20 protein-coding genes are annotated in these 25,989 nt (G+C 54.4%); 18 read left to right on the top strand and 2 right to left on the bottom strand.

Translation table 11 applies throughout. From position 1 onward, the window contains the following. Nucleotides 1-42 precede the first annotated feature (42 nt). From citF to Dpoa569_RS10360, 6 genes are all read left to right on the top strand, one after another. Nucleotides 43-1,572 carry a citrate lyase subunit alpha gene (citF, locus tag Dpoa569_RS10385; RefSeq protein ID WP_146411313.1) on the top strand — a complete coding sequence of 510 codons (1,530 nt, stop codon included), beginning with the start codon at nt 43-45 and terminating at the stop codon, nt 1,570-1,572. Continuing rightward, nucleotides 1,569-2,111 carry a citrate lyase holo-[acyl-carrier protein] synthase gene (citX, locus tag Dpoa569_RS10380; RefSeq protein ID WP_042870275.1) on the top strand — a complete coding sequence of 181 codons (543 nt, stop codon included), beginning with the start codon at nt 1,569-1,571 and terminating at the stop codon, nt 2,109-2,111. Before citF ends, citX begins: the two co-directional genes overlap by 4 nt. After that, nucleotides 2,089-2,997: a triphosphoribosyl-dephospho-CoA synthase CitG gene (gene citG, locus Dpoa569_RS10375; RefSeq protein WP_042870276.1), complete on the top strand. Its 909-nt coding sequence runs from the start codon at nt 2,089-2,091 to the stop codon at nt 2,995-2,997. The genes citX and citG overlap by 23 nt, the downstream gene beginning before the upstream one ends. Before the next feature lie 228 nt (nt 2,998-3,225). Next, nucleotides 3,226-3,978 (top strand): flagellar brake protein, encoded by a 753-nt coding sequence (locus tag Dpoa569_RS10370; protein ID WP_042870277.1) that lies wholly within the window; start codon nt 3,226-3,228, stop codon nt 3,976-3,978. Between the two features lie 232 nt (nt 3,979-4,210). Beyond that, the gene (locus Dpoa569_RS10365) at nt 4,211-4,459 is read left to right on the top strand and encodes a hypothetical protein (protein ID WP_042870278.1); all 249 of its coding nucleotides are present in this window, start codon (nt 4,211-4,213) and stop codon (nt 4,457-4,459) included. Then, nucleotides 4,449-5,810, top strand: coding sequence for an APC family permease (locus Dpoa569_RS10360; RefSeq protein ID WP_042870280.1), 1,362 nt, complete (start codon nt 4,449-4,451; stop codon nt 5,808-5,810). The genes Dpoa569_RS10365 and Dpoa569_RS10360 overlap by 11 nt, the downstream gene beginning before the upstream one ends. A gap of 86 nt (nt 5,811-5,896) precedes the next feature. On the opposite strand, the gene sbcB is transcribed toward Dpoa569_RS10360, so the two are convergent. After that, on the bottom strand, nt 5,897-7,327 hold the full coding sequence (sbcB, locus tag Dpoa569_RS10355; RefSeq protein ID WP_042870282.1) for an exodeoxyribonuclease I: 1,431 nt from the start codon (nt 7,325-7,327) through the stop codon (nt 5,897-5,899). Nucleotides 7,328-7,730: 403 nt separating this feature from the next. On the opposite strand from sbcB, the gene Dpoa569_RS10350 reads away from it, so the two are divergent. The 8 genes from Dpoa569_RS10350 (at nt 7,731) to Dpoa569_RS10315 (ending at nt 17,670) form a co-directional block, all read left to right on the top strand. Continuing rightward, a complete protein-coding gene (locus Dpoa569_RS10350) occupies nt 7,731-8,069 on the top strand; it encodes a DUF496 family protein (protein ID WP_012770019.1) in 339 nt (112 codons plus the stop codon). A gap of 792 nt (nt 8,070-8,861) precedes the next feature. Beyond that, on the top strand, nt 8,862-11,084 hold the full coding sequence (locus tag Dpoa569_RS10345) for a ComEC family protein (RefSeq protein WP_236614463.1): 2,223 nt from the start codon (nt 8,862-8,864) through the stop codon (nt 11,082-11,084). Between the two features lie 38 nt (nt 11,085-11,122). Then, nucleotides 11,123-12,871: a lipid A ABC transporter ATP-binding protein/permease MsbA gene (gene msbA / locus Dpoa569_RS10340; RefSeq protein ID WP_042870284.1), complete on the top strand. Its 1,749-nt coding sequence runs from the start codon at nt 11,123-11,125 to the stop codon at nt 12,869-12,871. Next, nucleotides 12,868-13,881 carry a tetraacyldisaccharide 4'-kinase gene (gene lpxK / locus Dpoa569_RS10335; RefSeq protein WP_042870287.1) on the top strand — a complete coding sequence of 338 codons (1,014 nt, stop codon included), beginning with the start codon at nt 12,868-12,870 and terminating at the stop codon, nt 13,879-13,881. The genes msbA and lpxK overlap by 4 nt, the downstream gene beginning before the upstream one ends. Nucleotides 13,882-13,920: 39 nt before the next feature. Next, nucleotides 13,921-14,103 (top strand): Trm112 family protein, encoded by a 183-nt coding sequence (locus Dpoa569_RS10330; protein ID WP_042870289.1) that lies wholly within the window; start codon nt 13,921-13,923, stop codon nt 14,101-14,103. Next, a complete protein-coding gene (gene kdsB, locus Dpoa569_RS10325) occupies nt 14,100-14,852 on the top strand; it encodes a 3-deoxy-manno-octulosonate cytidylyltransferase (protein WP_042870292.1) in 753 nt (250 codons plus the stop codon). The genes Dpoa569_RS10330 and kdsB overlap by 4 nt, the downstream gene beginning before the upstream one ends. 357 nt (nt 14,853-15,209) lie before the next feature. Continuing rightward, on the top strand, nt 15,210-16,529 hold the full coding sequence (gene pelN / locus Dpoa569_RS10320) for a pectate lyase PelN (protein ID WP_042870294.1): 1,320 nt from the start codon (nt 15,210-15,212) through the stop codon (nt 16,527-16,529). A gap of 244 nt (nt 16,530-16,773) precedes the next feature. After that, the gene (locus tag Dpoa569_RS10315) at nt 16,774-17,670 is read left to right on the top strand and encodes a YcbJ family phosphotransferase (protein ID WP_042870296.1); all 897 of its coding nucleotides are present in this window, start codon (nt 16,774-16,776) and stop codon (nt 17,668-17,670) included. A gap of 38 nt (nt 17,671-17,708) precedes the next feature. On the opposite strand, the gene elyC is transcribed toward Dpoa569_RS10315, so the two are convergent. Continuing rightward, complete coding sequence (gene elyC / locus Dpoa569_RS10310; protein WP_042870298.1) at nt 17,709-18,488, bottom strand: envelope biogenesis factor ElyC; 780 nt, start codon at nt 18,486-18,488, stop codon at nt 17,709-17,711. A gap of 152 nt (nt 18,489-18,640) precedes the next feature. Between elyC and cmoM the strand changes: the two genes are divergently transcribed. From cmoM to mukB, 4 genes are read left to right on the top strand one after another with little or no spacing between them, the layout of a single operon-like run. Continuing rightward, nucleotides 18,641-19,444, top strand: coding sequence for a tRNA uridine 5-oxyacetic acid(34) methyltransferase CmoM (gene cmoM / locus Dpoa569_RS10305; protein ID WP_042873894.1), 804 nt, complete (start codon nt 18,641-18,643; stop codon nt 19,442-19,444). Further along, nucleotides 19,441-20,763 carry a chromosome partition protein MukF gene (gene mukF, locus Dpoa569_RS10300; protein ID WP_042870301.1) on the top strand — a complete coding sequence of 441 codons (1,323 nt, stop codon included), beginning with the start codon at nt 19,441-19,443 and terminating at the stop codon, nt 20,761-20,763. Before cmoM ends, mukF begins: the two co-directional genes overlap by 4 nt. Beyond that, nucleotides 20,744-21,466 (top strand): chromosome partition protein MukE, encoded by a 723-nt coding sequence (gene mukE, locus Dpoa569_RS10295; RefSeq protein WP_042870303.1) that lies wholly within the window; start codon nt 20,744-20,746, stop codon nt 21,464-21,466. The genes mukF and mukE overlap by 20 nt, the downstream gene beginning before the upstream one ends. Next, the gene (mukB, locus tag Dpoa569_RS10290; protein ID WP_042870305.1) at nt 21,463-25,899 is read left to right on the top strand and encodes a chromosome partition protein MukB; all 4,437 of its coding nucleotides are present in this window, start codon (nt 21,463-21,465) and stop codon (nt 25,897-25,899) included. The genes mukE and mukB overlap by 4 nt, the downstream gene beginning before the upstream one ends. Nucleotides 25,900-25,989: the final 90 nt, after the last annotated feature.

Here is a 25,989-nt window from a genome sequence, read left to right as displayed (position 1 = left end):
GCGTGAACGCACGCCGGGCCGTCGCCATGACAGGACTGGAACATGAGTAATATTATTGAAGCATTGCAGCAGCAATACCCGGAAAAAAGTCATCTGCAGCCGTTCGTGAGCGCCAACCAGCGCACGCCGTGGCTGGATGACGTCACCGAAAAACACCGTCGCAAGCTGTGCGCCGACCTGGAAGAGGCCATCCGCAAGAGCGGGCTGCAGGACGGGATGACGATATCGTTCCACCACGCGTTCCGTGAAGGGGACAAGGTGATCAACCATGTGGTGGAGACGCTGGCGCGGCTGGGGTTCAAAAACCTGACGCTGGCGTCGAGTTCGCTGATGACCTGCAACGCGCCGCTGATAGAGCATATCCGCAACGGGGTGATAACCCGCATCTACACGTCGGGGATGCGCGGCAAGCTGGCGGACGCGATTTCGCACGGGCTGATGGACGAGCCGGTGCAGATCCACTCGCACGGGGGGCGGGTGCACCTGCTGCAGAGCGGCGAGCTGGCGATAGACGTGGCGTTTCTCGGTGTGCCGAGCAGCGACGAATTCGGCAACGCCAACGGGACGTCGGGGAAATCGCGCTGCGGGTCGCTGGGTTACGCGATGGTGGATGCGCACTACGCGAAAAAGGTGGTGCTGCTGACGGAAAGTCTGGTGCCGTTCCCGAACATGCCGGCGAGCATCGTGCAGGACCAGGTGGATTTCGTGGTGCCGGTGGAGGAAGTGGGCGACCCGGCGAAAATCAGCGTGGGGGCGGCGCGCGTGACCAGCAACCCGCGTGAACTGCTGATAGCGCGGACGGCGGCGGACGTGATCGAGCACTCCGGGTATTTCAGGGCGGGCTTTTCGATCCAGACCGGGTCGGGCGCGGCCTCGACGGCGTGCACCCGTTTTCTGGAAGACCGGATGCAGCAGCAGGGCGTGGTGGCACGCTTTGCGCTGGGGGGCATCACCGGGAGCATCGTCGACCTGCATGAGAAGGGGCTGATAGAGACGCTGCTGGACACCCAGTGCTTTGACGCGAATGCGGCGGCGTCGCTGGCGAAGAACCCGCGGCATGTGGAAATCTCGACCAACGTGTACGCGAACCCCAGCGCCAAGGCGGCGTGCTGTGACCAGCTGGACGTGGTGATTTTGAGTGCGCTGGAAATCGACACGCAGTTCAACGTGAACGTGATAACCGGGTCGGACGGGGTGATGCGCGGGGCGTCGGGCGGTCACTGCGACGTGGCGACGGCGGCGAACCTGACCATCGTGGTGGCGCCGCTGATCCGCAGCCGCATCCCGACGGTGGTGCGTCAGGTCACGACCTGCGTGACGCCGGGGAGCGCCATCGACGTGCTGGTGACGGACCACGGTATCGCGGTGAACCCGGCGCGACCGGAGGTGGCGGCGCGTCTGACACAGGCGGGGCTGAACGTGATGCCGGTGGAGGCGCTGTATGAGCGGGCCATCCAGCTGGTGGGCGAGCCGAAGGCGATCGAGTTCCACGACCGGATTGTTGGGGTGATCCGCTACCGGGACGGCACGGTGATTGACGTGGTGCGTCAGGTGAAAGAGGACAACGCGTGAGCGAGGTGGCGACGGGTGTGCCGGTTGCCGTGACCCTGGAGCAGGTGCTGGCGGCGAAAGATCGCCGCCATGCGCGGCAGCAGCAGCTGCTGGCGCGGCACCGGTCGACGCTGGTGTCGCTGACGCTGGTGACGCCGGGAGCGGTGAAGGATGCGCCGGGTTACCGTGGCGCGATGGAGGCCGCCGTCGGGGCGTTTGATGCGCTGTGTGTGGCCCGCGGCTGGCCGGTGCTGGAGCGGGAGGTGACCTGGCAGGAGACGGGAGCGGAAGCGTTCTGGGTGATGAGCAAGGATGCGCTGAGCGTGAAGGCGGCGGCGATTGCGCTGGAAGAGCAGCATCCGCTGGGCCGGTTGTGGGATTTTGACGTATTTTGCCCACAGGAAGGCTCGATAAGCAGAACGTTGCTGGCGCACGATCATCGTCGGTGTATACTCTGTGAGGAATCAGCGCATGTCTGCGCGCGTTCGCGCCGCCATGCGTTACCTGACGTGATTGAAAAAATCGAGAGTATCCTCCATGGCTGGTTTGACGCACACTGAATCGGTTGTTGTTTCTCCATTTCTGACTATGCAATTTCCCGATGCCACCAGTGCGCTGGTGGCCTTACCTGATATTCACCATCGTGTGGTGACCGCCTTAACGGTAGAAGTGATGCTGACGCCAAAACCCGGTCTGGTGGATAGGGATAATAACGGCGCGCATCACGATATGGATGTGCCGTTGTTTCAGGCTAGCATTGCTGCACTGACCCCGTGGTTTTCTCGTTTTACCGAAGCCGGTGTGGCACATAGCGTGCTACCGATAACCCAGTTATTGTCGCAGGTGCGGCCAATAGGTATTGCGGCTGAACAGGCCATGCTGGCAGCGACAGGCGGCGTGAATACCCACAAGGGGGGGATTTTTGCCTTTGGACTGCTGTGTAGCGCAGCAGGTTGGTTGGCTGGGCGTCGACATCGTTTGACACAGGATAGCCTGTGCCAGTGTGTGGCTCAGATGAGTGCCGATTTGGTGCGCGATGAACTGGAAAATAGCCAGCATACGGCGACAGCGGGAGAGCATCTGTTTCGCCGCCATGGTTTGACAGGAGCGCGTGGTGAAGCTGCCAGTGGGTTCGCTACCGCACGACAGTACGCCCTGCCTGCTTACCTTGGCGCACGAGCGCAGGGAAAAGACGAGGAATCGGCTTTGTTGCAAGCACTGGTCGTGTTGATGGCCCACAATCCCGATACCAATGTGGTATCCCGCGGCGGTATAGATGGATTGGCGTTTGTACAAGCATATGCACTAGCGTTATTGTCTGACGGTGTGACGCATCGGGGCTTACAGGAGATGAACCACGCGCTGGTCGAGCGGAATATCAGCCCTGGCGGTAGTGCCGACCTGCTAGCACTGACGTGGCTACTTTCGCACTATCCTGCGGTCTGAACCTCGTCTATTATTGGCTGACAGTCCCCCCTATTTTTTCATAAGTGTTTGCCTCGCATTGGCGAGGCTTTCTGTATGCCGGATATTCTGTGTGTGCAGTGTTTAAGCTAATGAATTGATAAAGCGCTAAAGTTGATGGCTTCAATGTCGATACTAGTGCCAAGTCGTATCCAGGGGGGTTCTGGGACACTGAATAATAACGGATTAACCATTCAATTGACGGTGGGGATGGATGTAGTGGATGACAATATGAAAGAACAGTACGCCAGGCGTAATAAAATGGCTATTTGCTCCACATTGCGCGGACTGCAAAAGCAAGACGCCACAATAATGGTGTATCACACACACGGTCAGTTTATCAGTAAGATCCTTGAGGTTGATTCGGACGAGGGAGAGTTTCTGTTTGACCTTGGTGCGCTGGAGCGTGAAAACAGTCGGGCGCTATTTGCGGGTGAACTTGAGTTTGCGGCAGAAACGGCTGGTGCCAAGGTTGAATTTCGTTCCACGATTAGCCGTATAGTTGAACATGACGATTTGCCTGCATTCTGCGCAACTGTGCCTGACGTGTTGTACTATATTCAGCGCCGTAATTTTTTCCGTATCAACTCTCCTGCATGGCCGCCAATGATTTGCCGGGGGGAATTACCTGACAACACGTATTTTGAATTTAACCTGAAGGATTTATCGCTGGGTGGTCTATGCATGTACACCGACGATCAAACCATGATCAGTCTGTTTGAACCCGGCATGGTGCTGAAAAATATTGATGTCGATCTCGCTAGTTACGGGCAGTTCTGTCTGGATCTGGAGTTCATCAACCATACCACAACGAAAGTCGTTGATAGTAAAGGCCATGTAAAACAGATTGAGCGTCTGAGTTTCAAGTTTCCAAGGCTGAATGCTGCACAAGAGCGTGGGTTACAGCAGGTGATTACTGAGCTGGAATTGGACCAGAACGAAAAACGTAAACGCCTGCGCTGAGTTGTTTGATGGACGTCAGAGAAGACGGAACCGTGTAAGTCACACACGATTGGTTTCGTAGCTATTGTTTCTGATTATTGACTGGGGCAAAATACGCGCCCTGAAAACCGACGCTTAGTTATCGCGTCGGTTATTTTTTTGTATTTCATCGAGAGGCCGGTGCTGTTGATAGCTCCGGATAGATATCAGTAAACACGCAGCGTGGGCTGCGCAAAGTTAATAGAGAGAGACAATGGGGCAATCAGTTGTTTTTGAGCCGGTGCCCGCCGGCTGGTGCTGCAAACGCAGCAACAAAGACGCCACTCTGGCTGGCTTTGTATCGGGCGGCATATTTGCTGCTCACGCTCACCTCGGTTACGGCGATATTGTTCGCCCGTCCATTTCCGATTACCTGAAACATCGCCGTACTACATTATCACTTACGGCGGATTCATGGTTGATGGTTGCTGTCGGTAGCGGGGGGTTACGTCATGACAACTGATTCCACTATTTCTGCGCCGCGCGTGCAATTGCACAAAACCTTGACATTGGTCCCGGTTGTGATGATGGGGCTGGCTTATATGCAGCCGATGACGTTATTCGATACCTTTGGCATCGTTTCTGGTCTGACTGATGGACATGTCGCTACGGCGTATGCGTTCGCGCTGATCGCCATTCTGTTTACCGCACTTAGCTACGGTAAGCTGGTACGCCGTTTCCCGTCGGCAGGCTCAGCTTATACCTATGCGCAGAAAGCCATTAGCCCGACGATTGGTTTTATGGTGGGGTGGTCGTCATTGCTGGACTACCTGTTTATGCCGATGATCAATATCCTGCTGGCGAAAATATATTTTGAAACCCTGATCCCCAGTATTCCATCATGGATCTTTGTGGTATTGCTGGTGGGATTCATGACGCTGTTCAACCTGCGTGGTATCAAAACCGTCGCTAATTTCAACAGTCTGATCGTGGTGCTGCAGGTTGCTGTGATGGTAGTCATCACCGGGATGGTGATTTACGGTGTATCTCAGGGCGAAGGTGCCGGTACGCTGGTGAGTAGCCGCCCGTTCTGGTCTGATAATGCGCATGTCGTCCCAATGATTACCGGTGCGACTATTTTATGCTTTTCATTCCTTGGGTTTGATGGCATCAGCTCGTTGTCTGAAGAAACCAAGGATGCAGGCCGTGTTATCCCGAAAGCCATTTTCCTGACGGCGTTGCTCGGTGGCGTGATTTTTGTCGTGGTGTCTTACTTTTTGCAGCTCTACTTCCCTGATATCTCGCGTTTTCAGCATCCGGATGCTTCACAGCCTGAAATCATGCTGTACGTGGCAGGTAAAACGTTTCAGTTCGGTATTCTGATTTTCTCCTGCGTGACTGTACTGGCTTCTGGAATGGCAGCTCATGCGGGTGTATCGCGCCTGATGTATGTGATGGGGCGTGACGGTGTATTTCCAGAGCGTTTCTTCGGCTATATACACCCTCGCTGGCGGACGCCTGCGCTAAACGTGGTGCTGGTTGGTGCTATTGCATTATCTGCTATTTCGTTCGAGTTGGTTACTGCAACGGCGTTGATCAACTTCGGGGCGCTGGTGGCGTTTACTTTTGTGAATCTGTCGGTTATTTCCCAGTTCTATATTCGGGAACGCCGAAACAGGACGCTGAAGGACACACTAAACTACCTCATTTTACCGGTAATGGGAGCAATGACGGTAGGGGCGCTGTGGTTGAATCTGGAAAGTACCTCAATGACGCTAGGGTTGGTATGGGCGGGAATTGGTCTGCTCTATCTGGCATTTGTGACGCGTAGTTTCAGGCAACCAGTGCCGCAGTACAACGAAGATCTGGCGTAATTCTCTGAAGTAATGCTGACAGGCTCCTCTGGGAGCCTGTTTTTTTGTGTAATGGTAGTGCGGTGCAATGCCATTCAATGCTGACATCAGGCCAGCAGTTGCTGTGCGTAGGTAAACAGTGCCTTCAGCAGAGCAGTTTTCTTTTCATCCCCATCGTGTTGCTGATAGAGTCGATTTAACGCATCGAAGTATTCTTGTACTCGCTCGGTGGTAAACGCCTCCCGACGATGTGTCAGCCAGCGCTGCTGCTCTTGCTCATCCAGCGTACCGGGGAAATTGCGAGCACGGTAACGAAATAGCAGTTCTTCTACACGCTTGTCAGCAAACTGAAGGTTCAATGCAGGAAGATGCTGGGCATCGGTTTTACGGATGATGGTCATTGCTGAGCGGTCAGCATCGCTGAAAAACCCATCGTATAACTGCAGATCGACATCCGTCGCAGCCTCAAACGGCGGCGCATCGGCAAACAGTGCTACGACTTTCTCCCGGACATTGCCATGCTGGCGCAGCAATTGCAGATTGTTCAGGCAATGCTGACGGTCGATACCCAATCGCTCCGCGTCTTGTGGCCGTAACGTACTGGCTGGTGCCAGAACCGGACATTTATTGATATGCACCAGTTTGATAGGTACGGGGGATTCATCTTCCGCCAGTAAGTCACGGCGGGTATAAAGCCGGGTGCGCAGCTCATCCGCATCCAGCGACAGTAATGGCTGAATATCTCCCGCCAGATCGCAGACAATAACTGCGTTGCGGTTTTCCGGATGCCAGGCCAGCGGCACAATCCAACTGGTATTGCCCCGTGCGGCACCAAACATGCCGGAAACATGTACCAGTGGCTTCATTTGTGGGATATCGATTAGCGCGCTGACTTTGTTCTTGTTACGCAACTGATAGAGATAGTCGAACAGTTTTGGCTGCGCCTGTTTGAGCAGACGCGCCATAGCGATGGTGGCGTAGACATCGGACATGGCATCATGCGCCTGAGCATGTTCAACGCCATTGGCATGAGTCAAATGTTCCAGCCTGAAGCTTGGGAAACCGTCGTCGTTTTCCGGCCAGATAATGCCGTCAGGACGCAGGGCATAGCACGCTCGCAGCATGTCCAACAAATCCCAACGTGAATTACCGTTTTGCCAGCTATAAGCATAAGGATCGAAGAAGTTACGGTAAAACAGATTGCGACTGACTTCATCATCAAAGCGAATATTGTTATATCCCATGATGCAGGTGCCCGGCACACTGAACGCCTCATGGATATGGTGGGCGAATTCTGCTTCGCGCATCCCCCGACTTTGCGCGACCTGTGGTGTGATGCCGGTAATCATCACGGCTTCCGGGTCGGGCAGATAATCATCGGTTGGTTGACAGTAGATCACTACCGGCTCACCAATCACGTTAAAATCCAAATCGGTGCGGACACCAGCGAACTGCGCGGGGCGATCTTTGGCAGGGTGTTTGCCAAAGGTTTCATAATCATGGACAAAAAAAGTGGGTTCGGTGTGTTGCTTTTGCACGGTTTCTCTCTGTTCAGCCTGAGGTCGGCAAGCGCTGGGAAATCACTCATACCGCTGCGAGGCGTGTTTGTCACCGCCGGTTTTGCCCGACGTAAGCATTATCCGAAACGGCTCGACAGTTTACGGGTAACGTATCACTTTTTCAGTAAAACGGTGACGGATACCCTAAAGCCATCATGGTAAACCATCCTGCCGACTGACTGAAGCTAACAGATGCGATGCTCAGCGGTGTTGAATCGAGTCAGGTGCAATCAGCACGCGAGAGTGATAGGGTGCACATAAAGGCAACGATTGTATCGGTAAGGAGGGAAAACTACCTTGTCGATGATAGTGACTAACCTGTATGGTTAATGTAGGGCGATTTCCGCATGACGAATCTTGATCGTTAAGTAAGGGTAGAAAAATGGAGAAGGGTAACACTAAGCCATGTTTCCAGGATGTGCTGGAATTCGTGCGTATGTTCCGTCGTAAAAATAAGCTGCAGCGTGAAATTACGGATAATGAAAAGAAAATCCGCGATAATCAGAAGCGTGTACTGCTGCTGGATAACCTGAGCGAGTACATTAAGCCAGGCATGTCGATTGAAGACATCCAGAATATTATTGCCAACATGCGCAGTGACTATGAAGATCGCGTCGATGAATACATCATCAAAAACGCGGAACTGTCGAAAGAACGCCGAGAACTGTCGCGCAAAATCAAAGAAATGGGTGAGATTAAGCCGCCGGTAGAAGCGAAGTAATCTCACTGACGCGCAGGGCCGGTTTCCGGCCCTGATACTTACTGCAGCGGGAAAGGTCCGGACCGCTCAGCCTATGACTGGCTCATCACTATTTCCGGTGTTAGTGCATTTTTCCCCTTACATACAGTTGCGCCATGTGCTGCCTGTCTCGCCTTTATCCAGTATTTCAGCATTGATTGTAGGAAGTCCATGCACCTGGGTATCGATGACTGTACCACCAGTCGTTACAATTGTTTGGTTATTGATTTAATGCTTTGTTATTAAACAATATTTGCGCCGATGCGCCTTGCCTGTGCCAGTACAGCTGTGGTGCATTCGTTGGCGGCGTGCGCCACATGTTGGAAGGTATGATCGGTCGGTTAATTTTGCGGTGCGACCGAACAGGCTGATAGCACCAACACACCGACAATGATAAAAATCCTGTTGTTATCCGCCATATGCCAGACTCTTCGTTTATTGATTATGAACCCTGCTGTGTCTCCCTGTTTATGCAACGACTCATCATCACCGGCAGAGATAATCTACGGCATAACCTCCAATCAACGCTTACCACTGTCAAGACGAGCGCTGGTAGACGTTTATCGTGCTCATAATGCCTCGCATTGTGGTTGCAATGGATTGCAATCGTTGCGGTTTTTTGTATAGCAGGTTCCGACGTTGTCACTCTTGATTTTCGATGAGCGTCATAGAAGGGCACACTGCGTTCCAGACAGGATGAACGTCGAAATTTCGGCGATAAATGGTAAGGGACAAACCATCAGAATTTCATTGAACCAACTGGCAGTGACATTAATGGCTGGCCCGTTGCTGTTGCTGATAGTGCCAAATTTGCCGGACAAGCGTCTGCTGGTATGGGGAGTGCCCGCGCTGTGGCTGCTTAAGACACGTTTTTATCCGCTCGGACTGGTGGTGCTTGGGGTGATCTGGAGCTTATATAGTGGTCGGGTGATACTGAATCAGGTGGAACAGCTTACCCAGCAGCCGTTAACGGCAAAGGTCAGTGTCAGTAGTGTCCGATTTGCACAGACGAATGCCGAGCAGGTTGTGGTGCGTTTGTGGCAGATAGACGGGCATTGGGTGTTCCCTCCGCTCTATGCAAAGCTGGATGTGCCGCCGCAGATGGAAAACTGGTGCGGCGGGCAGCAGTGGAGCGTTCGGTTACGGCTGCGTCCAGTACACAGCCGGTTGAACGAAGGCGGTTTTGATCGCCAGCGCTGGGCACTTGCTAAAGCGCAACCGCTGACCGGGAAAATATTGTCTGCGCAGGTACTGACAGCGGAATGCGGTTTGCGCCAGCGGCTGATCCAGGTAATGGAACAACAGACCCTGCCGTTGACATGGCGGTCAATTATATTGGCATTGGCTGTTGGAGAAATGGGGGGTGTAGAGGATGAAATCCTCGACATGCTGCGGCAGACCGGGATCATGCACCTGATGGCGATATCAGGGCTGCATATCATTCTGGCGTCCTTGTTTGGCTGGTGTAGCGTACGTGCAGCGCAGTATCTGCTGCCTGTCCATTGGGTTGAGCATCGTACGCCTTTATGGTGCGGTTTGTGCTGCGCGTGGGGGTACGTCTGGTTGGCTGGAGGAAATCCACCGGCGGTAAGGGCTGCGCTGGCATTGTCATGCTGGACGCTACTAAGACTACGTGGACTTTCGGTGTCATCGTGGCAGGTATGGTTGTGGTGTGTGGCGCTGATTTTGGTCAGCGATCCGCTGAGCGTGTTATCGGATAGTTTCTGGCTTTCTGCACTGGCGGTTGCTGCACTGATTTTTTGGTATCAGTGGGCACCACTTCCGCCAAGGTTCCAGCACGCCTGGCGGTGGGCATGGCTGCGCGGGTTACATGTGCAGACAGGCGTAATACTACTGTTGATGCCGTTGCAGGTACTGTTATTTCATGGTGTTAGCCTGATTTCATTGCCAGCCAACTTGTGGGCGGTGCCATTGGTGTCTTTCGTTACAACGCCACTGATTCTGCTGGCATTACCGCTGATGTCCATCCCGGTAATAGCGCAGGGTATCTGGTGGTTGGCGGATCGATCACTGGCACTGGTTTTCCTGCCGTTGCAGGCTATGCCGCCTGGCTGGCTATCGCTGGGGGAGGATATTGTACCTTACAGTTTGGCAGGGTGGCTGGCGGTAATTATCTGGCGCTTTGCATGGTGGCGAACTTATCCGTTCAGTCTGATTGCATTGGTACTCATAATGACATTGCGTCCCAAGCCGCCAGCGCCGTTGTGGCGAGTGGATATGTTGGATGTGGGCCATGGGTTGGCGGTGGTGATTGAACGACAAGGTAAAGCCTGGCTGTATGATACCGGTCCAGGCTGGGACGGCGGCAACATCGCCGAGCATGAAATCCTGCCTTATCTTAAATGGCGAGGATTGCAACTTGAGGGCATCATTCTCAGTCACAGTCATCTGGATCACAGCGGTGGGCTGGAAGCATTACAGCGTGCGCTTTTGCATATACCGATATACAGCCCATTGTTTGAGCCGGACCATCACCCTTGCATACAAGGGGAACAGTGGCGCTGGCAAGGATTGACGTTTAGTGTCATTTGGCCACCGTTGCGGGTTCGCGAAGCCGGTAATCACGATTCCTGCGTGGTGCGGGTAGATGATGGCCGTTATCGGGTGTTGCTGACGGGCGATCTGGAGCAGGAGGATGAAGCGATATTGCTGCGTACTCAGCGCGATATGCTGGCGGCGGATGTTCTGCAAGTGCCGCATCATGGCAGCACCACGTCGTCGTCACCACCGTTTTTGCGGGCTGTGGGGGCTCAGGCGGTGCTGTCGTCTAATTCCCGCTACAATCCGTGGCGTTTGCCGGCAGTGAATGTGGTGCGGCGCTACCGGCAACTGGGTTATCACTGGCACGATACTGCCAGCAGTGGGCAATTAAGTGTGCGTTTTTTCGACGAAGGGATAGAAATGTTGCGCTACCGCGGTGAAATATCACCTCGCTGGTATCATCAGTGGTTTGGCGCTAAGCGGGATAATGAGTAATAATAGACGGCTATTTATCAAGGGCTCAGGTTTATTGAATGATTAATGATAAAGATCTCTCCACATGGCAGACGTTTCGTCGCCTATGGCCGATGATCTCTCCTTACAAAGCCGGGTTGGCAGTGGCGGCGGTGGCATTAGTGATCAATGCTGCCGGCGATACGCTGATGCTATCTCTGCTCAAGCCGCTGCTGGATGACGGATTTGGCAAGGCTGACCGCAGTGTGCTGGTGTGGATGCCGCTGGCTATTATCGGATTGATGGTTGTTCGTGGTATCTCCAGCTATATTTCCAGTTATTGTGTGGCCTGGGTGTCAGGCAAAGTCGTGATGAACATGCGTCGTCGTCTGTTCAGCCACATAATGGGGATGCCGGTTTCCTTCTTTGACCAGCAGTCTACCGGTACTTTGTTATCCCGCATTACGTATGACTCTGAACAGGTGGCTGCGTCGTCGTCAAACGCGTTGGTTACTGTCGTGCGCGAAGGCGCATCCATCATTGGCCTGTTCGTACTGATGTTTTGGTACAGCTGGCAGTTGTCGTTGATTTTGGTGTTGATAGCGCCAATTGTCTCCTACAGTATGCGGGTCGTGTCCCGGCGTTTTCGCAGTATCAGTAAAAACATGCAGAACACCATGGGGCAGGTAACCACCAGTGCTGAACAGATGCTGAAAGGGCACAAAGAAGTACTGATTTTCGGTGGACAGGAAGTAGAAGTGGAACGCTTTGATGCGGTGAGTAATCGTATGCGCCAGCAGGGCATGAAGATGGTTTCCGCGTCCTCTATTTCTGATCCGGTAGTCCAGTTTATTGCATCACTGGCGTTGGCGTTCGTGTTGTACGCCGCTAGCTTTCCGTCGGTGATGGAAACCCTGACCGCTGGCACCATCACAGTGGTGTTCTCGTCTATGTTTACCCTGATGCGCCCACTAAAGTCGCTCACCAACGTTAATGCCCAATTCCAGCGCGGTATGGCAGCTTGCCAAACGCTGTTTACCATTCTGGATATGGAACAGGAAAAAGATACCGGCACGCGCGTACTGGAACAGGCCAGGGGCGATATCGAATTCCGTGATGTCAAATTCGCTTATCCGGGTAAAGAAACACTGGCGCTGAGAAATATCAGCCTGCATATTCCGCCGGGGAAAACGGTGGCATTGGTGGGCCGTTCCGGTTCAGGCAAGTCCACTATTGCGAATCTCATCACCCGTTTTTACGATATCCAGTCCGGTGAAATTCTGCTGGATGGAAATGATTTGCGTGACTACACGCTGCCGTCGTTACGTAGTCAGGTTGCGTTGGTGTCGCAGAATGTGCACCTGTTCAACGATACCATCGCCAACAATATCGCCTATGCCTGTGGTGATCGTTACAGCCGTGAGGATATTGAACGAGCAGCCAGAATGGCTCATGCGATGGATTTTATCGACAAACTGGAACAGGGCTTGGATACGGTGATCGGCGAGAACGGCGTATTGCTGTCCGGCGGTCAACGTCAACGTATCGCCATTGCCAGAGCACTGCTGCGAGATTGTCCGATTTTAGTGCTGGATGAAGCGACTTCAGCACTGGATACCGAATCGGAACGCGCCATTCAGGCGGCACTGGATGAATTGCAGAAAAATCGTACTGCATTGGTGATTGCACATCGGTTGTCCACGATTGAGAATGCGGATGAAATTCTGGTGGTTGAGGATGGGCAGATCATCGAGCGTGGTCAGCATGTTGAGCTTCTGGCCCGAAACGGAGCCTATGCTCAGCTACATAAACTGCAGTTTGGCGCATGATTGAGCGCATCTGGTCGGGACGTTCCCCGCTGTACTGGCTGTTGTTGCCACTGTCGTTGCTCTATGGACTGATTAGCAATCTTGTCCGGCTGAGTTATCGTTATGGCTGGCGTAAGGTATGGCGTGCGCCTGTACCCGTGGTGGTGGTGGGAAACCTGACTGCGGGCGGCAATGGTAAAACACCGGTGGTTATCTGGCTGGTGGAGCAATTGCAACAGCGGGGCTATCGTGTCGGCGTGGTATCGCGTGGTTATGGCGGTAAAGCGGAGCAGTATCCATTACGGGTGACCGATGAGGTGTCTACCGCTCAGGCTGGTGATGAGCCGGTGCTGATTTATCAGCGCACCGGTGCGCCCGTGGCTGTGGCACCCAGGCGACGTGATGCAGTCGAAGCATTACTGGCGTATCAGCCGCTGGATGTGATCGTGACCGATGATGGTTTGCAGCATTACGCGCTGGACCGGGATATGGAACTGGTGGTGGTGGATGGCGTTCGTCGTTTTGGCAATGGCTGGTGGCTACCGGCTGGGCCAATGCGGGAACGGGCTTCGCGCCTGCGTTCGGTTGCGGCTGTGATTGTAAATGGCGGCGAGGCGAAAAGCGGTGAAATCGCTATGCAACTTACAGCGGGTGAAGCAGTTAATCTGATGACCGGAGAACGTCGTGCGGTATCAGCATTGCCTCCGTTGGTTGCTATGGCGGGGATCGGTCATCCGCCACGCTTCTTTGCTACCCTGAAAGCGTTGGGGTGCACCTTGGTACGTGAAGTCTCGTTTGCCGATCATCAACACTGGCAACCGGAAGAGTTGCAGACACTGACTGCCAATGACCAACAGCCCTTAATCATGACGGAAAAAGATGCGGTGAAATGCCATGCCTTTGCGCAGGCCAATTGGTGGTATCTGCCGGTTGACGCGGTATTGTCAGCGCCGGAGTCGGCACTGTTGTTACAGCGTTTAACGTGTTTGATTGATGCGCATTGCGTGTCGCGTCAGGCCAAAACCGGGTGACCGGCTATTTTTGACAATCGCTTCTTGATGGGAGGAAGCATGGATCATCGTTTGCTTGAAATCGTGGCTTGTCCGGTGTGTAACGGGCGGTTGATTTTTGACAAAGAAAAGCAGGAACTGATTTGCAAAACCGAAGGACTGGCTTACCCAGTACGGGACGGCATTCCTGTCTTGCTGGAAAATGAAGCGCGTACGCTGGCGTCGGATGAGATCGCACAATGACGTTTACTGCAATTATTCCCGCCCGATATGCATCCACTCGGTTACCGGGCAAACCGTTGGCAGATATCCATGGCAAACCGATGGTGGTGCATGTGATGGAGCGCGCCCGTGAGTCTGGTGCCAGCCGCGTAGTGGTGGCAACCGATCACGCTGATGTTGCCCGTGCGATTGAACTGGCAGGGGGTGAAGTCTGTTTAACCAGTCCGGATCACAATTCCGGCACCGAACGTCTTGCCGAAGTGATTGACCGTTATGGTTTTGCTGATGATGAGATTATCGTTAATGTGCAGGGTGATGAGCCGTTGATTCCGCCAGTGATCATCCGTCAGGTGGCGGAGAATCTGGCAGGTAGTCGCGCCGGTATGGCCACGCTGGCAGTACCGATTACCTCGTGTGAGGAAGCATTCAATCCGAATGCGGTAAAAGTGGTGACGGATGCGGAAGGCTACGCACTGTACTTTTCTCGCGCTACCATTCCGTGGGAGAGAGACCGGTTTGCCGAGTCAAAAGATACGATTGGCGATCATTTCCTGCGGCATATCGGTATCTATGCCTACCGTGCCGGATTTATTCGGCGATATGTCGGTTGGGCTCCCAGCCAACTGGAGAAAATTGAGATGCTGGAGCAACTGCGAGTGCTCTGGTATGGCGAGAAGATCCATGTGGCGGTAGCTAAAGAGGTGCCGAGCGTCGGGGTGGACACACCTGAGGATCTGGCACGGGTTATTGCAGTGATGGCTGCAAACTGACGTCAGTTCCGGTACACCGTCTCGTAAGCGCATGTGTTGTCAGCACATGCGCTTTTTTTATCCCACAAATTGCTGTTATTAGTACCAGCCGTTCAACGTAATCAGGAGATTACTTGCCACTTGCCTCGTTTACCTGGTTTGCCTGACGTGATGGCAGACCACTCATGCCGCTGTATAATTAATAAACCCAGCGTCTGATAGAGACGGTTTTTATTCTTGGCAAGAATAATGAAAAGAGGCAGGAATAATAAAAACCGATGGCCTGGATAAACAATTATTGAGCATGGCTTATTATCGGATGGCATTCATCCCAGAATGATGAATGTATTGATTTTTTTACTTAAGGCTGGTGTAACAATGAAAATGAATAAAAAATTTTTACCCATAATCATGGGATGCGTACTGACTGGGACTGCCGCACAAACTCTGGCGGCGGAATATTATCTGGCGCCAAATGGCAGCGATACTGCCAATGGCAGTAAAAGTGCCCCCTGGAAATCCTTTGGCCGAGCACAACAGACGCTTTCTCCGGGTGATCGGTTATGGGTTCGCGGCGGCACCTACACTTTTACCGTTGGGCTTAATAGCTGCGCCAGCCAGACAGATATCGTGAATGCGATTACGCTCAACAAGAGTGGTATCTCCGGCAAACGTATTGAGTATGTCGCCTATACCGGTGAAACCCCGGTGTTTGATTTTAGCCAGATGACGGATGACTGTCGCGTTAAAGGATTTAACGTCGTCGCTGACTGGATAACCCTTAAAGGATTGGAAATAACCGGGGTACCGCAAAACAACAATAAAAATCATGAATCCTGGGGGGTGTGGATCAAAGGTAGTAACAATCAGTTCGAACAGCTCAATATCCACCATATTATGGGGGCCGGGTTATTTTTACAAAATGGCGCCTATAACACCGTCCTTAATACCGATTCGCACCATAACTATGATCCACTGACGTCTAACGGTGCCGGACAGAGTGGTGATGGCTTTGGCGCGCATATTGCCGCCAATATGCCGGGCAATATTTTCAGTGGTTGCCGAGCCTGGTCTAACTCGGATGACGGTTTTGACCTGATCAATGCCTATTCATCGGTGACTATTGAAAACTCGTGGGCCTGGTCTCAGGGGTACCTGCCTGGCACGACTACATCACTGCCCGCTGGCAACGGTAACGGCTTCAAGGCCGGTGGATACGGGGCAAAATATGTGAGCAATGCACCGAAGCATATTGTGCGTAATTCGGTGGCATTCCTGAACAAAGCGGCGGGGTTCTACGCCAATCACCATCCGGTGGCGAATGATTTCTTCAACAACACGTCGTTCAATAACGCCGTCAACTACAATATGCGGGGCATTGATGCGAACGGTAACACGATAGCCTTGGGTACGCTGCGTAACAACATTTCTTATGCAGCCCGATCACAATCGCTGTCCTATACCGATGGCGCTAATATGCGCTACAACTCCTGGAACTTCAGCAATGTGCTTTCCGATGCGGAGTTCCAGAGTGTATCGACGACAGGCTGGGATGCGGCGCGTCAGCCAGATGGCAGCTTGCCGGTGCTGAAGAACCTTCGTTTGGCGTCAGACAGCTGGATGATCGACAAAGGTGTCGATGTGAATATCGCCTATGAAGGGGCCGCACCGGATCTGGGGGCGTTCGAACGTAAATAATCGTATTCGCCGATTCATCGAAAAACCACTTGCATGACGTAACGATGCCTGCTTTTGCGGGCATTTTGCCGCCAGTGACGGAGTGCTATCGCGCTGGAAACATCCTGTTGATGCTTACTGCCTGTTTCGTTGGCTTATGCGAGGTTGCATATCCCGTTTTCTTTGATCTGTATTGGGGAAATTGTTGTGTACTGCTCGCATGATAAGCAGATAAGTGTGCCTGCAACAGCGAGAGCCGCCGCCGATGGAACTATTAAAAACTGAGTTAAGTACGGTGCTGGGAGAATCGCTCAGCCGTCTTGAACGTATCAGTGAACAGCCCTATGCGCATTTGTATGCCTTGTATGATCACGCAGGTAACGCCATGCCGTTGCTGGCGAAAAGTTATATTTGTCAGGGGGTTGCCGCGCAAGAGGCCTATAAGCTGACCATGCTGTCTCGTGAGGGAGAAGTCAGGCTGCCCACGGTCTATGGAATAGTGATGACCAATCAGGCGCCTTACAAGGAATTGTTGCTTATCGAACGTTTGCGTGGCGTGTCGGTAGAAGCGCCGTCCCGTTCGCCTCAACGCTGGACACTGTTGATGGACCAGATTGTTGAAAACATGCTGGCCTGGCATCGGATCGACAGCCACGGCTGTGTCGGTACAGTGGACAGTATGCAGGAGAACAACTGGCCGAACTGGTATCGCCAGCGGCTGGAAGTGCTGTGGGCCACACTGATGAATGTCAACGCCGCGCAGTTGACCCAGCAGGATAGAACCGTGCTGTACCGATCCCGGCAGAGCTTGCCGGCGCTGTTTGACGATTTCGATGACAATTGCGTATTGGTGCACGGTAACCTGACCCTACGCAGCATGTTGAAAGATCCACGCAGCGATCAACTGCTGGCGATGATCAATCCCGGCATGATGTTGTGGGCACCACGTGAGTACGATCTGTTTCGGTTATGTGAAGAGTCGGGGATGCCGGAACAGCTGCTTTATCATTACCTGAAGCAAGCTCCGCTGGCGGAGTCTTTTGTCTGCCGTCGCTGGCTGTATATCCTGTGGGCGGCGGTTTCCCGCTACATTCATACGGGTCAGTTGGATCGCCCGTTGTTTGACGCTGCGACCCGTGAATTATTGCCCTGGCTGGAATAACCAATGATGCGGGTGACTCTGTCACCCGCGTGCAGCTATCAGGATTCCGGCGCCGGAGTAATTCCTTTCATTTGTTGCCAGATCAAGCCTAATCCTTCATACCAGGCCCGCTCGCTGTGCGACAGATAGAGCGCGGAGGGGAATACCCGTTCCCATGGATTCAGTGGTGACGTGATAGCCAACTGATTGGCGGGGACAGGAATCGGGTGCAGTCCGCGCGCCTGGAAAAAACGGATGGCACGTGGCAGATGGTTGGCGGAGGTGACCAGCAGGAAAGGTTGTTTGCCGATTAACGCCTCGGTTCCGGCGGCTTCTTCTTCGGTGTCGTGGGCCTGATCCACCAGCAGGATATCCTGCGGCGGAACGCCCAGACTTTCAGCGACACGTGCAGAGGTGCTGGCACTGGTCACGGGGTTACCCTGCGCGGCTGCGCCGGTAAAGATCAATTTAGCGCCGGGATTAGCGCGCCATAGCCTGATGCCTTCGGTGACGCGAGCCAGACTATTGTTGATAAGGTTGGCGCTGGGAGGCCAGTCCGGGTTAAAGGTGTAACCACCGCCCAACACCACGATGTAATTCACTTTGGGGAAATCCGGCGTCCAGGTGGGATAACGGGATTCCAGCGGCAATAACAGCTTGTCGGCCACCGGTTGCAAGCTCAGCAGCAATAGTGCCAGCCAGCCTGCGGTGAGTAGTATCCGGGCGGTTTTTTGCCAACGGGAAAACCATAGCAAGGCGAGGGCAAGCCCTATGACCAGCATCAACAACGGCAGTGGCAACAATAGACTACCGATGTATTTTTTAACGGCAAACAGCATAAAATAGCGTCCCTTTTGAGTGAAAAAGCGCCATGCGGGCGAAATTAGGTATTCAGACCCATTTATTCTAGGCCAGCCTGTGACAGAATGTCAGGTTCAAAGAAAAACCAGTTGCTTAGGTAGTGCTATTGCCCATCATGCAGAACCGTGGAATGCAGGATCGTAATTTTAACGATATCGCTGACAAATTTGCCCGAAACATTTATGGCACCACCAAGGGTCGGCTGCGTCAGGCGGTATTGTGGCAGGATCTGGAAACCCTGCTGACATGCCTGCCAGCACGACCTTTGCGCATTCTGGATGCGGGCGGCGGCGAAGGGCCGATGTCCCGCCGTTTGGCCGCGTTGGGGCATCAGGTGTTGTTGTGCGATCTCTCTGATGAGATGATTGCGCGCGCCCGTGAGGCGGCGGGTGAGCAGGGCGTGGCTGATAACATGCGCTTCGTGCGCTGCGCTGCACAGGATGTGGGCGCACATTTGTCGCAGCCGGTGGATCTGGTTCTGTTCCACGCTGTGCTGGAGTGGGTAGCGGAGCCACAAGCGGCGTTGCGAGCGTTGAGCGATTGTCTGGCGCCGGGCGGCGCGCTGTCGCTGATGTTTTACAACCATCAGGCGTTGGTGATGCGTAACATGGTGCTGGGCAATTTCGGCTATGTGGACGCCGGTATGCCCAAACGCAAACGCCGCTCGCTGTCGCCGGATCATCCACTTGACCCACCGCAGGTCTATCAGTGGCTGGCTGAGTTGGGGCTGCAACTGAGCGGTAAAACCGGTATCCGGGTATTTCATGACTATCTGCAAAACAAGCAACAACAGATTGACGATTTTGACCTGCTGCTGGCGCTGGAACAGCGGTATTGTCGGCAGGAGCCCTTTGTTAGCCTGGGGCGTTACATTCATGTTATGGCACACAAGCATGTCATGGCGCATAAGCCCCCTATGAAGGATGCATTATGAGTGACTTTTCCCAGACCGTACCCGAACTGGTTGCCTGGGCGAGAAAAAATGACTTCGCCATTACGCTGCCTACCGAGCGTCTGGCGTTTTTGCTGGCTATCGCCACCCTGAATGGCGAGCGTATGGACGGCGAAATGAGCGAAGGGGAACTGGTGGACGCCTTTCGTCATGTTAGTAAGGGCTTTGAACAAACCAATGAAACCATTCCGGTGCGCGCCAATAATGCAATCAATGATTTGGTGCGCCAGCGTTTGATCAACCGTTTTACCAGCGAACTGGCGGACGGCAACGCGATTTACCGTTTGACGCCGCTGGGTATCGGCATTACCGACTATTACATTCGCCAGCGTGAGTTCTCCGCGCTGCGCCTGTCGATGCAGTTATCAATCGTTGCGCAGGAATTGGGGCGCGCGGCGGAAGCCGCGCAAGAGGGTGGCGACGAGTTCCACTGGCACCGTAACGTGTTTGCGCCGCTCAAGTATTCGGTAGCGGAAATTTTCGACAGTATCGATCTGTCGCAGCGGGTGATGGATGAGCAGCAGCAAGGGGTGAAAGAGAATATCGCCGGGCTGCTCAATCAGGACTGGCGTGCGGCTATTTCCAACTGTGAAAAGTTACTGACCGAAACGTCCGATACCCTGCGTGAATTGCAGGACACGCTGGAAGCGGCAGGCGACAAGCTACAAACCAGTCTGTTGCGCATTCAGGATGCCACGCTCGGTCAGGCGGCGCTGGAGTTTGTCGATAATCTGGTATTTGACCTGCAAGGCAAACTCGACCGCATCATTAGCTGGGGCCAGCAGAGTATCGACTTGTGGATCGGCTATGACCGCCACGTACACAAATTCATCCGTACCGCCATCGATATGGATAAGAATCGCGTATTTGCCCAGCGGTTGCGTCAGTCGGTACAAAGCTATTTCGATGCGCCATGGGCGTTGACCTACGCGAATGCCGATCGCCTGCTGGATATGCGCGATGAAGAGCTGGCGTTGCGTTCTGAAGAGGTCACCGGCGAGTTGCCGCCGGATCTGGAGTACGAGGCCTTCAGTGAAATTCGTGAGCAGATCGCCGCTATGATTGAGCAGGCACTGCAGAAATACAAACAGCAACACATACCGCTTAATTTGGGCGACGTGGTGCGGGAATACCTGACGCAGTATCCGCGCTCGCAGCATTTCGATGTTGCCCGAATCGTGGTCGACCAGGCGGTTCGCCTGGGCGTGGCCGAAGCTGATTTCACCGGATTGCCTGCGCTGTGGCAGGCAATCAATGATTACGGAGCCAAGGTGCAGGCCCATGTCATCGACAAATATTGATCAACACATTTCCGCCCGGCTGATGACCGCGCTGTCCAACACCTTATTTCCGGCGCTGGACAGCCAGTTGCGCGCCGGGCGTCACATTGGCGTGGAAGAGCTGGAGAATCATGTCTTCCTGATGGATTTTCAGGATGAACTGGAACAGTTCTACGGTCGTTACAATGTGGAGCTGATTCGTGCGCCGGAAGGTTTTTTCTACCTAAGACCGCGCTCCACTACGCTTATCCCGCGTTCGGTGTTGTCCGAACTGGACATGATGGTGGGTAAAATCCTCTGTTATCTCTATCTCAGCCCTGAACGACTGGCGCATGAGGGTATTTTCAGCCAACAGGAGCTGTATGAGGAACTGCTGAGTCTGGCGGACGAAAATAAACTGCTGAAGCTGGTGAACCAGCGCTCTACCGGCTCGGACCTTGACCGGCAGAAATTGCAGGAGAAAGTTCGCACCTCGCTTAACCGGCTGCGCCGTCTCGGCATGATCTATTTCATGGGGGCAGACAGCAGCAAATTCCGCATTACCGAGGCGGTGTTCCGTTTCGGCGCTGATGTGCGCAGCGGCGATGATCCGCGCGAAGCGCAACTGAGAATGATCCGTGATGGCGAAGCCATGCCGGTGGATGGCAGCCTGTCACTGGATGATAGCGATGACAGCGATACCCCTTCCAGTGATGAGCAACGAGCTGAGGATGAACAGGAATGATTGAACGCGGTAAATTTCGCTCACTGACGCTGGTTAACTGGAACGGTTTCTTTGCCCGCACCTTTGATTTGGACGAACTGGTCACTACCTTGTCCGGGGGCAACGGCGCCGGGAAATCCACTACCATGGCGGCGTTTATTACTGCGCTGATCCCGGATTTGACGTTGCTGCATTTCCGTAATACCACGGAAGCGGGCGCGACCAGCGGTTCCCGCGACAAAGGGTTGCACGGCAAGCTGCGCGCTGGTGTGTGTTACTCGGTGCTGGACGTGGTGAACTCCCGTCATCAGCGCGTGCTGGTTGGGGTTCGCTTGCAGCAGGTCGCCGGGCGTGACCGCAAGGTCGATATCAAACCCTTTACCATTCAGGGGTTGCCTGTCGCTGTCTCGCCGACGCAAATTCTCACTCAGACGGTGGGTGAGCGGCAGGCACGCGTACTGTCGTTGCAGGAAGTGAAAGACAGGCTCGATGAGTACGAAGGCGTTCAGTTCAAGCAGTTCAATTCCATCACCGATTACCACTCGCTGATGTTTGATCTGGGCGTGGTGCCCAGACGCCTGCGTTCGGCATCGGACCGCAGCAAGTTCTACCGCTTGATCGAAGCCTCGCTGTACGGCGGGATTTCCAGCGCGATTACCCGCTCGCTGCGCGATTATCTGTTGCCGGAAAACAGCGGGGTGCGCAAAGCCTTTCAGGATATGGAAGCGGCGCTGCGTGAAAACCGCATGACGCTGGAAGCGATTCGCGTTACCCAGTCGGACCGCGACCTGTTCAAGCACCTGATTTCCGAAGCGACGTCTTATGTGGCAGCGGATTACATGCGTCACGCCAATGAGCGACGCATCCATCTGGATGGTGCGCTGTCGTTGCGACGCGAATTGTTTGCCAGCCGCAAACAGTTGATCACCGAGCAGACTCGCCATGTGGAAATGGCGCGCGAACTGCAAGAGCAGAGCGGTGCTGAAAGCGATCTGGAAACCGATTATCAAGCCGCCAGCGATCACCTCAATCTGGTGCAGACCGCGATGCGCCAGCAGGAGAAAATCGAGCGTTACAACGCTGACCTGGAAGAGCTGAGCTACCGGCTGGAAGAACAAAACGAGGTGGTGGAAGAAGCGCGCGATCAACTCGAAGAGAATGAAGCCCGTGCTGATGCCGCCGAGCAGGAAGTAGACGAGCTGAAGAGCCAACTGGCCGATTACCAGCAGGCGCTGGATGTGCAGCAAACGCGTGCGATTCAGTACCAGCAGGCACAACAAGCGCTGGAGCGCGCTCGCAGCTTGTGCCAGGTACCTGAACTGACGGCGGATAACGCCGATGAGTGGCTTGATAGCTTCCAGGCCAAAGAGCAGGAAGCGACAGAATTGCTGCTGATGCTGGAGCAAAAGCTGAGCGTGGCAGATGCCGCCAATAGTCAGTTCGAGCAGGCTTATCAGTTGGTGTGCCGCATTGCTGGCGCCGTTAGCCGCAGTGAAGCCTGGGACGTTGCCCGTGATCTGTTGCGCGATAGTTCTTCCCAACGCTATCTGGCTGAACAGGTGCAACCGCTGCGTATGCGGTTGTCGGAATTGGAACAGCGTCGGCGCGAACAACAAGACGCCGAGCGTTTGTTGCAGGAATTCATCAAGCGTAGCGGTCAGGATTATCAGCCGGAAGACCTCGACGACCTGCAACAGGAGCTGGAAGCGCGTATCGAGGATTTATCCGTCCGTGTGTCGGAGGCTGGTGAGCACCGTCTGGCGCTGCGTCAGGAGCTGGAACAGATCCAGCAGCGGATTGCGCAACTGACCACCCGTGCACCGGTATGGCTGGCGGCGCAGGAAGCCCTGACCCAGCTAGGTGAACAGAGCGGCGAAAATTTTGCTGATAGCCAACAGGTCACCGAATTCATGCAGCAACTGCTGGAGCGTGAGCGTGAAACCACGGTGGAGCGCGACAGTGTGGCGGTGCGTAAGCAGCAGGTGGATGAGCAGATTGAGCGCCTGAGTCAGCCGGGCGGCTCCGAAGACCCTAGGCTTAATGCGCTGGCGGAGCGGTTTGGCGGGGTGTTGTTATCTGAAATCTATGATGATGTCACGCTGGATGACGCACCGTACTTCTCCGCGTTATACGGCCCGTCACGTCACGCCATTGTGGTGGCGGATTTGTCGCTGGTGCGTGAACAACTGGCTGGTCTGGACGATTGCCCGGAAGACCTCTACCTGATTGAGGGCGATCCGCAATCGTTCGACGACAGCGTGTTCGAGGTGGAAGAGCTGGAAAAAGCGGTGGTAGTGAAAATCGCTGATCGGCAGTGGCGCTACTCACGTTTCCCGGAGGTGCCGTTGTTTGGCCGGGCCGCCCGTGAGCAGCGTCTGGAGAGTTTGCGTGAAGAGCGTGAGCAACTGTCCGAGCAATACGCCACGCTATCGTTTGATGTACAGAAGATTCAGCGCCTGCATCAGGCGTTCAGCCGCTTTATCGGCAGCCATTTAGCGGTGGCATTTGACGCTGATCCGGAAGCGGAAATTCGCCAGATCAGCACTCGTCGCGGCGAGCTGGAACGCGCCATCAGCAATTTCGATAACGAAAATCAGCAGCAGCGCCAGCAGTATGAGCAAGCGAAAGAGCAGGCCGGTATGCTCAACCGCCTGATTCCGCGCATCAGCCTGTTGTGTGACGATGCACTGGCTGATCGGGTGGAAGAACTGCGCGAAGAACTGGATGAAGCCGAAGAGGCGGCTCGTTTCATGCAGCAGCACGGAGCGTCGCTGGTGAAACTGGAGCCGTTGGCGTCGGTGTTGCAGAACGATCCGCAACAACACGAGCAGATGCGTGAAGATTATGCGCAGGCGCAGTCAGCCCAGCGTGCTGCCAAACAGCAGGCATTCGCCCTGACCGAGGTGGTGCAGCGCCGCGCCCATTTCAGCTACACCGACTCGGCAGGCATGTTGAACGCCAATGCCGATCTCAACGATAAACTGCGTCAGCGGCTGGAACAGGCAGAGCAGGAACGTACCCGTGCCCGCGAACAACTGCGACAGCAGCAGGCGCAACTGACCCAGTACAGCCAGTTGCAGGCATCGCTGAAAAGTTCTTACGACGCCAAACGCGACATGCTCAAAGAGCTGACGCAGGAACTGTCGGATATCGGCGTACGTGCCGATGCTGACGCTGAAGCCCGCGCCCGGACGCGTCGTGATGAGCTGCACGCCGCCCTGAGCGCCAATCGTGCCCGGCGCAATCAACTGGAGAAACAGATCACTTTCTGTGAAGCGGAAATGGATAGCTTGCAGAAGAAATTGCGCAAACTGGAGCGCGACTACCATGTGATGCGTGAACAGGTGGTTACCGCCAAGGCGGGCTGGTGCGCGGTAATGCGGCTGGTGAAAGACAATGGCGTTGAACGCCGTCTGCATCGTCGTGAGCTGGCGTACATGAGTGGCGACGAACTGCGCTCGATGTCGGATAAGGCATTGGGAGCGTTGCGTCAGGCGGTGGCGGACAACGAACACCTGCGCGACGTGCTGCGCATGTCGGAAGATCCGAAACGACCAGAGCGCAAAGTCCAGTTCTACATCGCGGTGTATCAGCATCTGCGTGAGCGTATCCGTCAGGATATTATTCGCACCGATGACCCGGTGGAAGCCATCGAACAGATGGAGATCGAGCTGAACCGGCTGACCGAAGAGTTGACTGCCCGTGAGAAGACGCTGGCGATCAGTTCCCGCAGCGTGGCGAACATCATCCGCAAGACCATTCAGCGCGAGCAGAACCGTATCCGTATGCTCAACCAGGGGCTACAGTCGGTGGCGTTTGGTCAGGTTAAGAGCGTGCGGCTAAATGTTAACGTACGCGAAACTCACACCACGCTGCTGACTGTGTTGTCTGAGCAGCAGGAGATGCATCAGGATCTGTTCAACAGCACTCGCCTGACCTTCTCTGAAGCGCTGGCGAAGCTGTATCAGCGCCTTAACCCACAGATCGACATGGGACAACGCACGCCGCAGACTATCGGTGAAGAGCTGCTGGACTACCGCAACTATCTGGAGATGGAAGTGGAAGTCAACCGTGGTGCTGACGGCTGGCTGCGCGCCGAGAGCGGGGCGTTGTCCACGGGTGAGGCTATCGGTACCGGGATGTCGATTCTGGTGATGGTGGTTCAGAGCTGGGAAGAGGAGTCGCGTCGTTTGCGTGGCAAGGATATCTCACCATGCCGTCTGCTGTTTCTCGATGAAGCGGCGCGCCTTGACGCCAAATCCATCGCCACCTTGTTCGAGCTATGCGAACGCCTGGAAATGCAGCTGATTATCGCTGCGCCGGAGAACATCAGCCCGGAGAAAGGCACCACCTACAAGCTGGTGCGAAAAGTGTTCCAGAACCACGAGCACGTGCATGTGGTGGGGCTACGCGGGTTTGGTGGCGAAACGAAAGCTATCCTGCCGACGCCGTAGTCTCCTTTTCTCATTTATTCGGGCTGTGTGATACAGCCCGATTTTTCTTTGACAGCATTAGGAAACCGGGCCGCTGTCGGACAATATATC

The organism is Dickeya poaceiphila (assembly GCF_007858975.2).
In the GTDB taxonomy this organism is placed as follows: domain Bacteria; phylum Pseudomonadota; class Gammaproteobacteria; order Enterobacterales; family Enterobacteriaceae; genus Dickeya; species Dickeya poaceiphila.
Note: the sequence above shows the minus strand (reverse complement) of the source record. Positions and strands in the feature narration are given on the sequence as shown.

Excerpts from the sequence above, each read along its gene's own strand:
- citF (WP_146411313.1), top strand. The coding sequence starts at position 43 with ATGAGTAATATTATTGAAGCATTGCAGCAGCAATACCCGGAAAAAAGT.
- citG (WP_042870276.1), top strand. The coding sequence starts at position 2,089 with ATGGCTGGTTTGACGCACACTGAATCGGTTGTTGTTTCTCCATTTCTG.
- Dpoa569_RS10370 (WP_042870277.1), top strand. The coding sequence starts at position 3,226 with ATGGATGTAGTGGATGACAATATGAAAGAACAGTACGCCAGGCGTAAT.
- Dpoa569_RS10365 (WP_042870278.1), top strand. The coding sequence starts at position 4,211 with ATGGGGCAATCAGTTGTTTTTGAGCCGGTGCCCGCCGGCTGGTGCTGC.
- Dpoa569_RS10360 (WP_042870280.1), top strand. The coding sequence starts at position 4,449 with ATGACAACTGATTCCACTATTTCTGCGCCGCGCGTGCAATTGCACAAA.
- Dpoa569_RS10350 (WP_012770019.1), top strand. The coding sequence starts at position 7,731 with ATGGAGAAGGGTAACACTAAGCCATGTTTCCAGGATGTGCTGGAATTC.
- Dpoa569_RS10345 (WP_236614463.1), top strand. The coding sequence starts at position 8,862 with ATGGCTGGCCCGTTGCTGTTGCTGATAGTGCCAAATTTGCCGGACAAG.
- msbA (WP_042870284.1), top strand. The coding sequence starts at position 11,123 with ATGATTAATGATAAAGATCTCTCCACATGGCAGACGTTTCGTCGCCTA.
- lpxK (WP_042870287.1), top strand. The coding sequence starts at position 12,868 with ATGATTGAGCGCATCTGGTCGGGACGTTCCCCGCTGTACTGGCTGTTG.
- Dpoa569_RS10330 (WP_042870289.1), top strand. The coding sequence starts at position 13,921 with ATGGATCATCGTTTGCTTGAAATCGTGGCTTGTCCGGTGTGTAACGGG.
- kdsB (WP_042870292.1), top strand. The coding sequence starts at position 14,100 with ATGACGTTTACTGCAATTATTCCCGCCCGATATGCATCCACTCGGTTA.
- pelN (WP_042870294.1), top strand. The coding sequence starts at position 15,210 with ATGAAAATGAATAAAAAATTTTTACCCATAATCATGGGATGCGTACTG.
- Dpoa569_RS10315 (WP_042870296.1), top strand. The coding sequence starts at position 16,774 with ATGGAACTATTAAAAACTGAGTTAAGTACGGTGCTGGGAGAATCGCTC.
- elyC (WP_042870298.1), bottom strand. The coding sequence starts at position 18,488 with ATGCTGTTTGCCGTTAAAAAATACATCGGTAGTCTATTGTTGCCACTG.
- cmoM (WP_042873894.1), top strand. The coding sequence starts at position 18,641 with ATGCAGGATCGTAATTTTAACGATATCGCTGACAAATTTGCCCGAAAC.
- mukF (WP_042870301.1), top strand. The coding sequence starts at position 19,441 with ATGAGTGACTTTTCCCAGACCGTACCCGAACTGGTTGCCTGGGCGAGA.
- mukE (WP_042870303.1), top strand. The coding sequence starts at position 20,744 with ATGTCATCGACAAATATTGATCAACACATTTCCGCCCGGCTGATGACC.
- mukB (WP_042870305.1), top strand. The coding sequence starts at position 21,463 with ATGATTGAACGCGGTAAATTTCGCTCACTGACGCTGGTTAACTGGAAC.